Raw genomic sequence first — 14,980 nt, 5'->3', positions numbered from 1 at the left:
TCAGCTCACCACCCGGCGCGCCGCCGCCACGATTCCGGCCGGCTGGGGGAGCGCCGCCTCCTCCAGCCGGCGGGCGTACGGAATGGGGACCTCCGCGCTGCAGACCCGTTCGACGGGCGCGTCGAGGTCGAAGAACGCCTGTTCACAGATACGCGACTCGACCTCGGCCGACAGACTGCCGCTGCGCCAGCCCTCGTCCACCACGACGGCCCGGTGGGTCCGCCGGACCGAGCCGACGATCGTGGCGTCGTCCAGGGGCCGCAGCGTCCGCAGGTCGACGACCTCCGCGCTGATCCCCTCCCCGGCCATCGCCTCCGCGGCTTCGAGGGCTTTGGCCACACAGCCGCCGTACGCGACGACCGTGACGTCGGTGCCCTCGCGGCGGACGGCCGCGCGGTCCAGGTCGACGTCATGGACCGCCGGATCGAGCATGCCGGCCGCGTTGTAGAGGCTGCCGTGTTCGAAGAGCAGGACCGGGTCGGGGTCGGCGAGCGCAGCTGCCAGCACATGGCGGGCGTCGTCGACCGTGGCCGGCGCCAGGACCCGGAGCCCGGGGATGTGCGCGTACCAGCCTTCGAGGCTGTGGGAGTGCTGGGCGGCCAGCTGTCGTCCCGCGCCGGTCGTCATGCGGATCACCAGTGGCACTCCGAGCTGTCCGCCGGACATGTGGCGCAAGGTGGCGGCGTTGTTGAGGATCTGGTCAAGGGCCAGCAGGCTGAAATTGACTGTCATGATCTCGACGACGGGCCTCATCCCGGCCAGGGCGGCGCCGATGCCGGCTCCGACGAACGCGGACTCCGACAGAGGTGTGTCCCGGACGCGATCCGGTCCGAACTCCTCCAGGAGGCCGAGGCTCACGCCGAAGCACCCGCCGTAGCGGCCCACGTCCTCGCCCATCAGGAAGACCCGGTCGTCCGTGGTCAGCGCCTCGCGCAGGCTCTCCCGCAGGGCCTCCCTGTAGGTGGTGGTGCCGTCGTCGGGGTGCGCCCGCGGCCGCGTACGCGTGCTCATGACGGAGCCTCCTCGTGTCGACCGGTGACGTGGAGCAGCAGGTCTTCGGCCGGCTCCTCGGGAGCCTGTTCGGCCGTCAGGACGGCTCGGTCGATCTCCTCCGTGACCTCGTGGTTCAGAGCCTCCAGCGCGGCGGCATCGAGGAGACCGGACGCGGTCATACGGTCGGCGAGGCCCGTGACAGGGTCGTGCCGTTTCCACTCCTCGATCTCGTCCTTCGGTCGGTACCGATCCGGGTCGTACATCGAGTGTGCTCGGAAGCGATACGTCCGCATCTCCAGGAAATGCGGTCCGTTGCCGGCGCGCATGGACTCGACAGCCCCGCGCGCCGCTTTCTCCACGGCGTGTACGTCCATGCCGTCCACGGCCCAGGCCGCCATGCCGTACGACGCGGCCCGCAGGGAGAGGTCCGTCTGGGCGTGTTCGCGCGCGAGGGCCGTCCCCATCGCGTACAGGTTGTTCTCACAGACGAAGAGCACGGGCAGTTCCCAGAGGGCCGCCAGGTTGGCGGTCTCGTGGAACTCGCCCTCGGCGAAGGCCCCGTCACCGAAGAAGCAACAGGTCACCCGGGACTCGTCGCGCATCCGGCCGGCGAGGGCAAGACCGGCCGCGAGGGGCAGTCCGCCGCCGACGATCGCGTTGCCGCCGTAGAAGCGGCGGCCGGCGTCGAAGAGGTGCATGGAGCCGCCGCGGCCGTGGCTGCACCCGGTGGTCTTCCCGTGCATCTCCGCCATCACGGCCTCGGGCGGTACCCCACGGGCCAGCGCGTGGCCGTGTTCGCGGTACGTGGAAACCACCGCGTCCCGCTCGTCGAGCGCCTGGTGGACGCCGACCGCCACCGCCTCCTCGCCGATGTACAGGTGGACGAAGCCTCGTATCGCCGCCGCGCTGTACAGCTCGACGCACCGTTCCTCGAACCGCCGGATGAGCAGCATCTGCCGCAGGAGGTCCAGGTCGTGGGCCGCCGTAGGAGTGGGGGAGGGCATCGCGGCACCACGAGTGCGACGGGGGCGCTTCGTCTGCGACGTCCCGGCGGACGTGCCGCCGTGTGCGGTGGCCATCACGGCTCCTTCCCGGACGTGTCGGCCGTCCCGGCCGGTTCGGGTGTCTCCAGCGTGGACACATCGCCCTCGGGCAGGCCGAGTTCGCGGGCCCGCAGCAGGCGGCGCATCACTTTTCCACTGCGGGTGTGGGGCAGGTCCTCGACGAACTCGATCTCCCGGGGGGCGACGGCCGGGCCGAGCCTCCGTCGGGCGAACGCCATGACGTCGCGCCGCAGTTCGTCGTCGGGCGGATACCCGGTGCGCGGCAGCACGAACGCCTTGACGATCGAGCCGGCCAGCGGGTCCGGACGTCCGATGACACCGGCCTCGGCGACCGCCGGGTGCTCCATCAGCGCGCTCTCCACCTCGAACGGGCCGATGAGGTGCCCCGCGGACTTGATGACGTCATCGGCCCGGCCCACGAACCAGTACCAGCCGTCGGCGTCGCGGCTGACGAGATCGCCGGTCAGGTACCACCCGTCGGCGAAGCACGCCTCGTAACGGCTCGGCTCGTGGAGGTAGCGGCGGAACATCGAGGGCCAGCCCGCCCGCAGGGCGAGCTCGCCCTGGACACCCGGCTCCTGGAGAACCTGGACGCGTCCGCCGGTGACCGCGGCCCGGCCGTCCTCGCCGCATGCCAGTACGGCCGCTTCGACACCGGGAAGAGGTCGGCCCATCGAACCGGGCCGTACGGGATCGGCCGCGAAGTTGGCGATCATGATCGCGCCCGTCTCGGTCTGCCACCAGGTGTCGTGGACCGGCAGCCCGAGCACCTCCTGGCCCCAGTGCACGGCCTCGGGGTTGAGCGGCTCGCCGACGCTCGCGACGAAGCGGAGCGCGGAGAGGTCGTGGCGCGCGGCAGGCGTGGAATCGCCGCTGCGTGGTGCGGCCCGCATGAGCATGCGCAGCGCGGTCGGGGCCGTGTACCAGACGGTGACGTGCTGGTCGGCGAGGATCCCGTACCAGCGGGCGGGGGCGAAGTCCCCTTCGTCGACGACGGTCGTCACCCCGTGGGTGAGCGGGGCGATGATGCCGTACGACATGCCCGTGACCCATCCTGGATCGGCGGTGCACCAGAAGACGTCGCCCTCGTGCAGGTCCAGGGCGTAGGCGGCGGTGACGTGATGGGCGAGGACGGCCTCGTGCACGTGTATCGCGCCCTTGGGAGTGCCCGTCGTGCCGCTGGTGAAGTGCAGCAGCGCCGGCTCGGCCGGATCGGTCGGTCCCACGGTGTACTCGTCCGGTGCGGCGGACGTGAGAGCGGGGAAGGAGAGGGTGTCCGGGGGCGGGTCGGTGCCGGGGTCGAGGAGCAGGACGTGGCGCAGGTGCGGAAGTCGGGACCGTATGGGGGCCACCTTGCGCTCGTACAGCTCCCGGGTCGTGACCAGAGCCCTGGCGTTGCCCAACTCCATGCGCAGCACGACTGGTTCGGGACCGAAGGCGGTGAACAGGGGGCACAGGACTCGTCCGGCCCGCAGCGTGCCGAGGACGGTGCTGTACAGCTCGAACCGGCGGCCGAGCAGGGTGAACACCCGCTCACCGCGTTCCACGCCCAGTGTTTCCAGCACGTGCGCGAAGCGGGAGCTCTCGGCCGCGAGCCGGGAGAAGGTCACCGTCTGCGTCGATCCGTCGCGGGCGATGCAGCGCAGCGCGACGTGTTCGCCGTGGCCCTCACGCAGGTGCCGGTCGACCGTCTCGTACCCGATGTTGATGCCGCCGTCCGGCAGCCCGGCGAGCCGGGACCGTTCGCGCCGCCAGGAGAACGTGTCCCGGGCGCTCTCGTAGTCGGGCATGACCGGGGCCACCCACAGGGCCTTCATCGCGGTGGCTCCACGTCGAGCGCGAGGTTGTCGTAGGAGTAATCGATCGATTCGTGCAGGGCGACCACTCCGTCGACCGAGCGGCAGAGCCGCACGATCACGGGGATGTCAGCGCGCTCGTCGACCCGGCCCGTCAGCCTGACGACTCCGTCGTCGACGGTCACACGGATCGTGTCGGGGGCGAGGCGCAGGGTGTCGGACAGGACGTCGTGCTCGATCTCGTCGCGGATCGCGGTGTCACTGCGCAGGAACGGGCGCAGCAGGTCGCTGCGGCTGATGATCCCGACGAGCCGACCGGTCTCGTCGGTGACGGGAAGCCGCTTCACCCCCTTGCGGTGCATCGTCCGGGCAGTCTCGACGAGATTCCAGCCCGGCTGCGCCGTGACGGCCGGCGAGGTCATCAGCTGGGCGGCCGTCTCCGCGTCGGGCAGCCCGCGCTCCTGGGACAGGAGACGGACGCCCGCCGAGCGGCCCTCCAGATCGGGGAGCTCGGCGGTGGTCCGCAGCAGGTCGGCCTCCGAGACCACGCCGAGCAGGCGTCGGTCCGGGTCGACGACCGGGACCGCCGAAACGTCGTTCTCGGCGAAGAGCCGGGCGATCTCCTTGAACGAGGTCTGCGGGGCGGCAGTGACCACGGAGTGGGTCATCACCTCGAAAACCGTACGGTGCTGCATGACGGTCCTCCTTCACGGGACGTGGCGGGCCCCGGTAGATCTCACCCTGCTGCGTGGAGCCGACCCTCGGGCAGAGCCGAATGGTCCCCTTCCGGGACTGTTCGCCCCTATGACGGTCGGCCGGCCAGGACGCATGGTGGAGGCGAGAGCACCGGTCTCGGGGAGGCCGCGGCCGGGCGCGCGGGGCCGGGAGGCGAGAGCGATGACCGCGACCGGAACACGGCAAGCCCAGGAGAGGCCACGCGCCGGGCTGTGGGCTCATGTCGGAGACCGGCTGATCGTGGGTGGTGCCACGGTCGGCGACGAGGGGCGTGACGGTGAGATCGTCGGGCTGCACCACACCGACGGAACTCCCCCCTTCGACGTCCGATGGTCGGACACGGGCCGGGTCACTCTGGTGTTCCCGGGCCCGGACGCGCGGGTCCAGCACTTTCCGACGCATGACGCGACGCATGGCGCGAAGGCCGCTACGCGGTCGTGAACTCCGCGGCCGCGTCCACCACGCCGGGGACCGCCCGGGCGAGCCGCAGAGCCAGATCCGCGGATACGGACTCGGGCAGCCGCCCGGTGAGCGTCACCGCGCCGTCCGCGACCCGTACGGTGAGGGCGGTGTCGCCTTCCGGGATCAGGTGCGTGAGGAGTTCGTGCCTCACGTCCTCGGCGACTTCGGCGTCGGGGCGCAGGTAGACCTTGAGCAGGTCGCCCCGGCTGACGACACCGACCGGGCGGCCGTCCTCGTCCACCACGGGAAGCCGCTTGAGACGACCCCGCCCCATCAGCCGAGCGGCCCCCGCGATCGTGGCACCGCGCGACACGGTGACGGCCGGCGCCGACATCAGGCTGCCCGCCGTCACCGATCCCATGCTGTCCTCTCCCGGAACCCTGCCGAGAATGTCCGCCTCGGACACCACGCCGACCACCCGCCCCTCGGCCGACAGCACGGGAACCGCGCTCACGCCCCAGCGCCTCATGGACCGGACGATCTCCTTGACCGGTGCGTCGAGCCTGGCGGAGACCACCGCATGGGTCATCACGTCGTCGACGGTACGTGGGTGCTTCATGACCGGCCTCCGGTACTCCTGCGCCCCGAGTCCTGCTGCTGAGAGCGTGTCGCCGCAGGGCGGCAGCGGCAAGGGCCGAAAGGGGCACGTCCCGACCCGGGCAGCCCTGGCACGGACCGTCGACCGGTGCTTTCCTGAAAGTGAGGAGGGGCCCGCCCCAGGGACGCGGGGAAGCGGCTTCGAGCCGTGCACCGCGCGATCAGGATCCGCGAGAAGCGGATGGGCCCCTCCTTCAGCCGTGTCTGGGGGTGCCACCTCCACGCGTGGTCCGGGCGGACCACGCCCGGGGCCGACCGGCCCTACCCAGCGCCCGCAGGCTGGTGCGAGCGTGGCAGCAGGCCGCCCCACGACGTGGAAAGGCGGGTGGACACGATGGAGTCGCCTCTGGTGACGGGAGTCGACGGGTCCGACGCCAGTCTCACGGCCCTGGACTGGGCAGTCGACGAAGCGGTACGGCACGGGCTTCCCCTGCGGATCGTCCACGCCTCGCTGTGGGAACGGTACGAAGGGGCTGTGCCGACCTGGGCCACGGACCGGCCCTCGGGCCAGGTCCTCGCGGAGGGCATCGTCGGCACCGCGGCCGAACGCGCCCGGCGCCGCGCCCCCGACCTCCCCCTCACCACGGCGGTCCTGGCCGAGGACGCGTCCACCGCGCTGCTCAGGGAGGGGCAGGAGGGAGCGGTCCTCGTCGTCGGGTCCCACGGGCGCGGCGGGTTCGCCGGCCTTCTGCTCGGCTCCGTCGGCCTCGTCGTGGCCGCCCGGGCCCCCTGTCCGGTCGTCGTCGTCCGGGGGGACCGGCACGCCCTGGAGGCACGCCACGGACGCGTGCTGCTCGGCGTCGGAGAACACGACGTCGACTCGCCCGCCGTGCGTTTCGCCTTCCGCGAGGCGGCGGCCCGGGACGCGGAACTCGACGTCGTCCGCGCCTGGCGACGACCGGCGCACGGACCGGCCGACCACCTGCTGATGAAGCGCGCCGGGGGAGCCTCCTTCGCGGAAGAGTCCACCGAACTGCTCGACAAGGCCCTGGAGGCCGCGGCGTCCGACCATCCCCGGGTCCGCCTGCGCAGGAGCTCGGTCGAGGGCCCCGCCCACACGGTACTGACCGAGCGCTCCGCCGCCGCCGACCTGCTGGTCGTCGGGGCGCGACGCAGGGACGGGCTCGTCGGCCTGGAACTCGGCCGGGTCGCCCACCGCGCCCTGCACCACGCCTCGTGCCCGGTCGCCGTCGTACCCCAGCGGAATCCGGAGCCCATGGAAGGAGACCGGTGATGAACTCGGCCGATGACCGGCACGCGCCGCACGCCACGAGCGACCTGGGCCGTCGCGTCGCGGCACGGCGCACGCAGCTGGGCCTGTCCCGGGAGGAGGTGGCCGAGCGGGCCGGCTCCGCACCAGGCTTCATCGCCTACGTCGAGGAGCAGGTGCCGACCCCGGGCGTCGAATTCCTGGTCCGGCTCGCGAACGCCCTGGAGACCACCGTCCAGGACCTCACCGGGTACAAGGCGGACCTCGCGCCCGGAGGAGGCCACGCCGGACACCGGGCACGGATGGAGGAGATCAGCGAGACGGAGTGCTGGGAGCTGCTCGACGGCCACGGCGTCGGCCGGGTCGCCGTCGAGGGAGGGGACGGCCTGGCGGTCTTCCCTGTGAACTATCGAGTCGTCGACGGAGAGATCGTCTTCATGACCGCCGCCGACTCGTCCCTCGCGCGCGCTTCGGGATCCGGCGCGGAGGTCGCCTTCGAGGAGGACCGCCTGGACGAGGCTTTCAGCCAGGGCTGGAGCGTGCTCCTCGTCGGTCCGGTACGCACGGTGTCGGACGAGGCCCCGGTACGGAGGATCACGGACGCCGGCCGCCCGGAGCCGTGGGCCGGGGAGGGGCGCGACACCATGGTGACGCTCACGCCGCGTCGCGTGACCGGCCGCCGCATCCGGGTGCCGGGCGCGCCCGGCACTTCGAACGGGCCTGCTGACCAGGCGTGATCTCGGCGGCGGTGCCCGCCCCGTCCGGCTCTGACGATCGCGCAGAGAAGCGTTCGTCAGCACATGGCTGACGGCCCCGGTCAGGGGCGGACGCGGCGTCAGTGCTCGCTGGTGGCGACGTAGGTGCCGTGCCAGGTGTGGTCCCACACGGCGCCGGTGGAAGCGTTGACCGACAGCATGCCGACCATCTTCCCCGAGCGCAGCGTGTGCAGGGTGTAGTAGCCGGGGAACGCCTCGGCCTCGCCGGCGGTCAGGCCGCTGCCCCGGTCACGCAGCCACTTCTGGGCGCGGTTCTGGGCCTGGTCGGGGGAGATCCGGGTCTGGGTCCGGCCGCGGTGGTGCATGCCGTAGTCGGTGTTCCACATCATCGCCGGCCCGTACTCGATTCCGGTGTCACTGTCGGACGGATCGACGAGGATCTCCGTGGCCGGCTTCCCGTCAGGGGTTTCCAGTTCGGCGTAGTAGTTCTTCGAGAACTGCATGACCTCGCCGACACGCAGGCCGAGCGGGTCGGCGAAGGTTTCGGCCCGCCGGCGGGCCTGGTCCAGGGTCTTGACCGGGGTGCCGTCGCCACGCTGCCAGTAGTGCCCGTTCGCCATGCCGGGACCCCAGTCGCAGTCATCGCGGCCCATCATGCCCGGCCCCATGCCGGGTTCCCACGACTCCCAGTCGTCCCAGTCGTCGCCCGAGACGCCTGGCCTCCAGCAATCGCTGCTCGCGGGGTGGGGGTGGGCGGCGGCTGGGCTGGGGGACGTGCCGCCGGTGCTGTCGCCGGCCGCGCATCCAGAGGCCGGTGTGCCTGACAGCACGAGGGCCGCCAGTACGGCGGCGGTCAGCCTGCTCGTCCTGGGCATGCTCGTCACCCTTCCCGGCCGTTCAGCCCGGCGGTGGGATCGGTGGCCGCGGGAAATGTCCCCTCCAGCCTCTCTGCGGCCGCAAGGACCGCCTAGGGCCGTCCGGACCAGGCAGGTGTGCCGATCGGCCCGTTGATGAGACGGCCCGGGACGCCTTCGGGGTCAGCGGGCACCGTCCAGGGTGAGCTGAGCGTGGTGGAAGTCGAAGTGCTGCGTCGGGTAGCGGTAGATGTCCGCGAGCGTCATGAAGTCCTTGAAGAAGGGATCCCATCGCATCGGGTAGGGCATGCCGCGGGCGAGGGCGGCCTCGGACTCCGCCGCGAGCTTGCGGTGGAGTGAGTCGATGAGGCGGTCGAACGCAGCGTCCATCCGGCGTCGCCCGTAGACCTTCACGGCCCCGCACGGCCCGAGATAGTTGATGAGGTCGAACAGCGCTGTTGCTGCATCCAGTGCCTGGGCGAACCCCTTCCCCACGCCTGCGGGAAGCCGCCCGAAGAAGCGCACAAGGAACAGCAGCCGCACGGTGACCATGTAGCCGAAGAGCATGTGCCACAGCAGCTGTTCGTTGTTCCACCGGGTTCCGTCGGTAGCCCGGGCCAGGGCAGCCTCTGAGGCGGTATCGAGGAGACGGTGGAAGGTCTGCCGGACGCGCTCGTAGTCGTCGTACACCGCTTGCCGATCCATCGGATGCGTGTTCGTCATGGCTACTGCTCTCCGTCGACACTGAAGTTGCGCCGAGACAGCGATGATGCGCCTATCCGAGGGCCCGACACCAGCGGCAGCGCGTGGACGTGGCAAGACTTGCGATGCTCCTCCTCGGCGGGCCGGTCAGTCCGTGTCGGCCGAGAGTGGCCGACGCGGATGCTGAGCGGGAGGCTGGGAGAGCAGGCACGAGGAGGCGAGTGCCATGTCCGTCGCGGACGTCGTCGTCATCCTGGCCGCCGCCGGGCTCATCGCCGTCCTGGGCTGGTACTTCTTCGGACCGCGCAAGGTCGGCACGGTCCGCGTGGAGGAAGGTGTACAGCGGGTCGACGTGACCGTGCGGGGCGGCTACAGCCCGAACCTGATCAAGGTCCGCCAGGGCACACCGGTCGAACTCGTCTTCGACCGGCAGGAGGCCGGCGAATGCACCTCCCGCGTGGTGTTCCCCGATCTGAAGGTCGGAGCCGGCCTTCCCGCCCACACCCGCACGACCGTGCGGCTGAACCCTGACCGGCCCGGCACCTACGGGTTCGCCTGCGGCATGAACATGATCCACGGGACCCTCGTCGTCGAACCCGCCGACGGCAGAGCACCGGAGCCGGGCGCGGTGTCAGGAGAAGAAGCGGCGCCGAGCGCGGGGGAGCCGGCGGCCGAGGACGCGGAGGCGGCCGACATCGCCGAGCGCCAGGCGGAGATCAAGGACCTGACCCGCCGCGTCGCCGTGGGCGCGGTGCTCACCGCGCCGGTGCTGTTCGCCGTGATGGCGCACGAGCTGTTCGGCGCCGAGTGGGTGCCCGGCTGGATGCTGAACCACTGGTTCCAGCTCGCACTGATCACGCCGGTGATGTTCTACACCGGCCGGCCTGTGCACGTCATCGGCTGGCTGGCCCTGCGCCACCGGTCGGCGGACATGAACTCCCTGATCACCCTGGGCACGAGCGCCGCCTACGGATTCAGTCTGCTCGTCACCCTCGCCCCGGGGCTGCTCCCCGAGGACGTACGGGAGGTGTACTTCGAAGCGGTCGGCGTCATTTTGACCCTGATCCTGCTGGGCCGTCTTCTGGAGGCGCGGGCCAAGGCCGGCACGGGTGAGGCGATCCGCGCTCTGATCGGGCTGCAGGCCCGCACCGCACGCGTCCTGCGCGACGGCGCCGAGACCGAGATGCCCGTCGACGAGGTGGTCGTCGGGGACGAGATCGTCATCCGCCCCGGGGAGAAGATCCCCGTCGACGCCGAGGTCCTGTCGGGCTCGTCCGCCGTGGACGAGTCGATGGTGACGGGCGAGCCGATGCCGGTCACGAAGCACGCGGGCGAAGGTGTCATCGGCGCCACCGTCAACACCACCGGTTCCTTGCGGGTGCGCGCGGCCAAGGTCGGCGCGGACACCGTGCTCGCCCAGATCATCCGGCTGGTGCAGCAGGCGCAGGCGTCCAAGGCTCCGATCCAGCGCCTCGCCGACGCGATCTCCGCCTACTTCGTCCCCGTGGTGATCGGCATCGCGATCGCGACGTTCGCTCTCTGGTACACGATCGGACCCGCACCGGCGCTCACCCTCGCCCTGGTCTCCGCCGTCGCCGTCCTGATCATCGCCTGCCCCTGTGCCCTCGGCCTGGCCACCCCTCTCTCGGTCATGGTCGGTACCGGCAAAGGCGCGCAGGCGGGCATCCTCATCCGCTCCGCCGAAGCCCTGGAGACCGCCCACAAGCTCGACACCGTCGTTCTCGACAAGACCGGCACGGTCACCGTCGGCAAGCCGGTCCTCACCGACGTCCGCCCCGTCGACGGAGTCGACGAGGCAGAACTCCTGCGGCTGGTCGCCGCTGCCGAGACCGACAGCGAACACCCCCTCGCCCAGGCCGTCGTCTCCGGTGCCCGCGACCGCGGTCTCCAGCCGCCGACCGCGACCGGCTTCGACTCCGTCACCGGCAAGGGCGTCCGCGCCACGGCCGACGGCCACACCCTCTTGGCCGGCACCAGCCGGCTCCTCCACGACACCGGCGTCGACACCACCCCTCTCGACACCGTCGCCGCGAACCTGGCGGCCGAGGGGAAGACACCCGTCCTCGCCGCGGTCGACGGCCGCCCCGCCGGGGTGCTCGCCGTCGCCGACACCGTCAAGGACGACTCCGCCCAGGCGATCGCGGCCCTGCGACACCTGGACACCGAGGTCGTCATGCTCACCGGCGACAACGCCCGCACCGCCGCCGCGATCGCCGGCCAGGTCGGCATCCCCAGAGTCCTGGCGGAGGTGCTGCCTGAGCACAAGGCCGACGAGATCCACCGCCTCCAGGCCGAAGGCCGGACCGTCGCCATGGTCGGCGACGGCATCAACGACGCCCCCGCCCTCGCTCAGTCCGACGTCGGACTGGCCATCGGCACCGGCACGGACGTCGCCATCGAATCCGCCGACATCACCCTCATCTCCGGCTCCCTCGCCGGAGTCGTCACGGCCATCCGCCTCTCGAAGGCGACCATGCGCAACATCAAGCAGAACCTGTTCTTCGCCCTCGTCTACAACGCCGTTGGCATCCCGCTCGCAGCCGGCGCCCTCTACCCCCTCTGGGGCATCCGGCTGAGTCCGATCATCGCCGCGGCCGCCATGGCCCTGTCCTCCCTGTCCGTCGTCACCAACGCCTCCCGCCTGCGCCGTTGGCACCCCGCACCTCTGCCCGAAGCGGGCGACACACCGACGCGACCCGACGTCGAGACCGCCACCGACACGACGCGCCAAAAGGACGGCCCGGACGGACGCGAGATGCCCGTCGACCCCGTGTGCAGCATGGAAGTCGACCCCACGACCGCACCCGAGCACCGAGACAGTCCCGCAGGCCCACTCCACTTCTGCTCCACCCACTGCGCCACCACGTACGACGCCGATCCCGAGCGCTACACGCTCTTCCTGAGCCGCCGACATCCGTAGAGATCACGGCAAAGGGACGACGGCGACCGGCGCGGGGCTGTGGTGGATGACCGCGTGGGCGACATGGCCGAGATGCGCGCCGAGTGGGACTTTGCGATTCCGGCGTCCCACGATGACAAGCTGCGCGTTCTGTGACGCCTCGACCAGCTGATAGGCAGGCGAGCCCACCACCGCTGTGGCCGCCACGTCCACGCCCGCGTACCGCTTCCGCCACGGACCCACCAGGTCGTCCAGACCGCCGAGGAGGTGGCCGCCCAGCTCCTCGCCGATCCCCGGGTCCATGACGGCCGCGTAGCCGTACGAGGCGGGAAGCGTCCAGCTGTGCAGGAAGCGCAGCGGCGTGTTCCTGCGGGCGGCTTCATTGAACGAGAACGCGAGCAGGGCCTCGCACGGGTGGTAGATGTCGACGCCGACCACGATTCCGCCTTCGGGAGTCACGGGGGCGCCCTCTGCGCGCACGAGGACGACGGGCTGGCGCGCCGAGCCGACGACGGCAAGGGAGACCGAGCCGACGATGAAGCCCCGGACGCCACCGAGCCCACGCGATCCGAGCACTGTCAGATCCGCCTCGTTCGCGGCGGCCGTCAGTTCCTCGGCCGCCCGACCCCGCGCACGCTCCGTGAGTACTTCGAGGCCGGGGTGGTCCTTCCGCACGCGGTCCGCCTCATCCCGCAGGAGACTCTCGCTCCGCTCGCCCATGGTGCGGGCGTATGGCAGGGGCACCTCAGGGGTGTTCGGCCACTCCTCCACGTGCACCAGCCGGAGGGGCACTTCACGCAGCACCGCTGCCGTCGCCGCCCAGCCCACGGCGGCGAGGCTTTCCTTCGAGCCGTCCAGACCGACGGTGACCTGAGCAGTCATGGCCTGCCTCCTCAGTCGTGTCCTCTCCGTTCCGCGCGTGGTCCGGATCGGAGAGGACATCCCGAATCCCAGGCTGGTGGTCCCGCGCCTCCCGGCAGCAGGGCCGGGCAGGTCTCGATCGGGGCCGAACGGCCCATCCCGAGCACGCCCACCACGGTGTCAGCGTGGGAGGTGTCGCCCCCTGGGACGTGCCCCGAGCGCCGGGCGTACCTCGGAGGAGGAAGCCATGACCAGCGAGATCCCCGCTCGACCGGAGCTCGGCAACGTCGTCGTGGGAGTCGACGGGTCCCCCTCCGGGCGCACGGCTGTTCTCTGGGCCGCCGCCGAGGCGGACCGCCGGGGGCGGACCCTGCATCTCGTCCACGCCGCCGACACCGACCGCCGGGCCCTCTTCGCCCATGCGGAGACGATCCAGGCGGTACGCGAAGCGGGCCGCGACCTGCTGATCGAGACCGCGGACACGGTCCAAGAGCGCTTTACCGACCTTGCCGTCACGAAGGAACTGAGCCGCCAGGAGCCGGTCGCCGGCCTCTGGGCGGCCGCCGGCCACCGGGGCACGATCGTGGTGGGCAACCGGGGCCTCGGAGGATTCTCCGCGCTCATGCTCGGCTCCGTGGGTCTGGGCGTGGCGGCCCGTGCCGAGACGCCCGTGATCGTCGTCCGTGGTGACAGCGACCGCCCAGAGTCGGGTTCGGTGACGGCAGCGGTGCACGGCGCCTCGGATCTCGGGTGGCTGCTCGTCGCGGCTGCCGAGGCGGACGCCCGTAAGGCGGTGTTGCGACTGGTGAGCGTCTGGAACGTGCTCACCCACGTCGGCAGCGTCGCAACCATGCTGGACGACCTCGACGAGATCGCGCGGCAGCGCGTGCACGAGATCAAGGCGCTCGCCGACCGCGTGCGTGACTTCTATCCCGGGCTCATCGTCAGTCATCACGTCGAGACGGGCACGAGCACGCCCGGGATCCTGGTGGAGGCGAGTGCCCACACCGATCTGCTCGTGATGGGCAGAGAACACCGTGTTCTGGGCGCAGGTCCGTCCCTGGGGCGCGTCGCCCACGTCCTGCTCCACCACGCCCGCTCACCGGTGGAGATCGTCCCACCCGCCTTCGCCACCCGGGTCGAGGAGACGTGAACGAGATACTGCTCGGAATCGACCCCCGGGAGCAGTCGATCCCCGCTCTTGTCTGGGCCGCCGACGAGGCCGTGCGAAGAGGGCTGGCGCTCCGTCTGGTCGTCGCCGTACCGCCCGCCCACGACAGGCTCCGCTACGACGCGCTTGCCCACCAGAGAGTCCTGCGACTCCGAGCGGAGTCGGCGATCGCCAACGCCGAAGACCTCGTACGGGAACTCCACGGCGGTCTGCGAACCGCGACGGAACTCGTGAACGGTGTGCCGGCGACCGTGCTCCACGACCTGGCGGCGCACGCCGCACTCGTCGTCGTGGGCTCGCGCCGTCTCGGCAGGGCGGCCGAAGCGTTCAGCGAGAGTTCCGTGGTCGTCCCGCTGACTGCGCGGGCCGAATGCCCCGTCGTCGTGGTCCGCGAACCCGAACACGGCGCCGTGCACCCACCGACCCTCGTCGTCGGCGTAGACGGAAGCGAGTCCTCACGGGCCGCAGTCGCTTTCGCCGTTGCGGAGGCGAGCCTGCGCGAGACACGACTGCGCGCCGTCTGGGTCTGGCCCCCTTCCGTCCTCGCCCACGACGACGTGGCCGAGGGGCTGGCCGAACGCCGTCGGCTGCTGGCAGAGTCAGTGGCCGGGTGGGCGCAGAGGTATCCGAACGTCGCCATCTCCCAAGAGGTCGTTCGAGGACACCCGGTCGAGCAACTCGCCCTGGTGTCCCAGCAGTCCCTCGCCCTGGTCGTCGGCCGCAGAGGCCGCGGCGGCTACTCCGGCATGCGGCTGGGCTCGACGGTCCACGGCCTGCTGCACCGCGCCATGTGTCCCGTGATCACCGTCCCCCTCCCGTGGCGCGAGGGGCGGACCGGCGACCCTGCATGGGCCGATCGGTCCCGTTCCGGTACGACCCCACCGGCCCCCGCCCGCTGA

Annotated in this window: 14 protein-coding genes; 6 read left to right on the top strand and 8 right to left on the bottom strand. The window is 71.4% G+C overall.

Annotation, left to right across the window (positions count from 1 at the left end):
* The 4 genes from ACFYUZ_RS20185 to ACFYUZ_RS20170 are packed head-to-tail and all read right to left on the bottom strand — an operon-like array spanning position 1 to position 4,548.
* Positions 1–1,011: an alpha-ketoacid dehydrogenase subunit beta gene (locus ACFYUZ_RS20185; RefSeq protein WP_389311074.1), complete on the bottom strand. Its 1,011-nt coding sequence runs from the start codon at positions 1,009–1,011 to the stop codon at positions 1–3.
* Complete coding sequence (gene pdhA, locus ACFYUZ_RS20180) at positions 1,008–2,072, bottom strand: pyruvate dehydrogenase (acetyl-transferring) E1 component subunit alpha (RefSeq protein ID WP_389311072.1); 1,065 nt, start codon at positions 2,070–2,072, stop codon at positions 1,008–1,010. Before pdhA ends, ACFYUZ_RS20185 begins: the two co-directional genes overlap by 4 nt.
* Positions 2,072–3,874, bottom strand: a complete 1,803-nt coding sequence (gene acsA / locus ACFYUZ_RS20175; protein ID WP_389311070.1) for an acetate--CoA ligase — start codon at positions 3,872–3,874, stop codon at positions 2,072–2,074. The genes pdhA and acsA overlap by 1 nt, the downstream gene beginning before the upstream one ends.
* Positions 3,871–4,548 carry a CBS domain-containing protein gene (locus ACFYUZ_RS20170; protein WP_389311068.1) on the bottom strand — a complete coding sequence of 226 codons (678 nt, stop codon included), beginning with the start codon at positions 4,546–4,548 and terminating at the stop codon, positions 3,871–3,873. The genes acsA and ACFYUZ_RS20170 overlap by 4 nt, the downstream gene beginning before the upstream one ends.
* Between ACFYUZ_RS20170 and ACFYUZ_RS20165 the strand changes: the two genes are divergently transcribed.
* Complete coding sequence (locus tag ACFYUZ_RS20165; RefSeq protein WP_389311066.1) at positions 4,547–5,029, top strand: DUF1918 domain-containing protein; 483 nt, start codon at positions 4,547–4,549, stop codon at positions 5,027–5,029. The two genes, ACFYUZ_RS20170 and ACFYUZ_RS20165, sit on opposite strands and share 2 nt — an antisense overlap.
* Here the strand turns inward: ACFYUZ_RS20165 and ACFYUZ_RS20160 are convergent.
* Complete coding sequence (locus ACFYUZ_RS20160) at positions 5,016–5,609, bottom strand: CBS domain-containing protein (RefSeq protein ID WP_389311064.1); 594 nt, start codon at positions 5,607–5,609, stop codon at positions 5,016–5,018. The two genes, ACFYUZ_RS20165 and ACFYUZ_RS20160, sit on opposite strands and share 14 nt — an antisense overlap.
* A 372-nt stretch (positions 5,610–5,981) precedes the next feature.
* Here ACFYUZ_RS20160 and ACFYUZ_RS20155 point away from each other — a divergent pair, with 372 nt between their 5' ends.
* Both ACFYUZ_RS20155 and ACFYUZ_RS20150 read left to right on the top strand, forming a co-directional pair.
* Complete coding sequence (locus tag ACFYUZ_RS20155; RefSeq protein ID WP_389311062.1) at positions 5,982–6,881, top strand: universal stress protein; 900 nt, start codon at positions 5,982–5,984, stop codon at positions 6,879–6,881.
* Entirely contained in the window at positions 6,881–7,594 is a 714-nt protein-coding gene (locus ACFYUZ_RS20150) for a helix-turn-helix domain-containing protein (RefSeq protein ID WP_389311060.1), read from the top strand. The genes ACFYUZ_RS20155 and ACFYUZ_RS20150 overlap by 1 nt, the downstream gene beginning before the upstream one ends.
* 98 nt (positions 7,595–7,692) lie before the next feature.
* Here ACFYUZ_RS20150 and ACFYUZ_RS20145 read toward each other — a convergent pair whose 3' ends face one another.
* On the bottom strand, positions 7,693–8,448 hold the full coding sequence (locus tag ACFYUZ_RS20145; protein ID WP_389311058.1) for a hypothetical protein: 756 nt from the start codon (positions 8,446–8,448) through the stop codon (positions 7,693–7,695).
* Positions 8,449–8,610: 162 nt separating this feature from the next.
* Positions 8,611–9,150, bottom strand: coding sequence for a DinB family protein (locus ACFYUZ_RS20140; RefSeq protein ID WP_389311056.1), 540 nt, complete (start codon positions 9,148–9,150; stop codon positions 8,611–8,613).
* A gap of 205 nt (positions 9,151–9,355) precedes the next feature.
* Here ACFYUZ_RS20140 and ACFYUZ_RS20135 point away from each other — a divergent pair, with 205 nt between their 5' ends.
* Positions 9,356–12,070, top strand: a complete 2,715-nt coding sequence (locus ACFYUZ_RS20135; protein ID WP_389311054.1) for a heavy metal translocating P-type ATPase — start codon at positions 9,356–9,358, stop codon at positions 12,068–12,070.
* 3 nt (positions 12,071–12,073) lie between these two features.
* Here ACFYUZ_RS20135 and ACFYUZ_RS20130 read toward each other — a convergent pair whose 3' ends face one another.
* Positions 12,074–12,931, bottom strand: a complete 858-nt coding sequence (locus ACFYUZ_RS20130) for a universal stress protein (protein ID WP_356073195.1) — start codon at positions 12,929–12,931, stop codon at positions 12,074–12,076.
* A 226-nt stretch (positions 12,932–13,157) separates the two neighbouring features.
* Here ACFYUZ_RS20130 and ACFYUZ_RS20125 point away from each other — a divergent pair, with 226 nt between their 5' ends.
* On the top strand, positions 13,158–14,063 hold the full coding sequence (locus ACFYUZ_RS20125; RefSeq protein ID WP_389311052.1) for a universal stress protein: 906 nt from the start codon (positions 13,158–13,160) through the stop codon (positions 14,061–14,063).
* Positions 14,060–14,980, top strand: a complete 921-nt coding sequence (locus tag ACFYUZ_RS20120) for a universal stress protein (RefSeq protein ID WP_389311050.1) — start codon at positions 14,060–14,062, stop codon at positions 14,978–14,980. Before ACFYUZ_RS20125 ends, ACFYUZ_RS20120 begins: the two co-directional genes overlap by 4 nt.

Source organism: Streptomyces sp. NPDC004266 (genome assembly GCF_042874095.1).
In the GTDB taxonomy this organism is placed as follows: Bacteria; Actinomycetota; Actinomycetes; order Streptomycetales; family Streptomycetaceae; genus Streptomyces.
The sequence above is the reverse complement of the archived record's forward strand: the minus strand, read 5'-3'. Positions and strand labels throughout refer to the sequence as shown.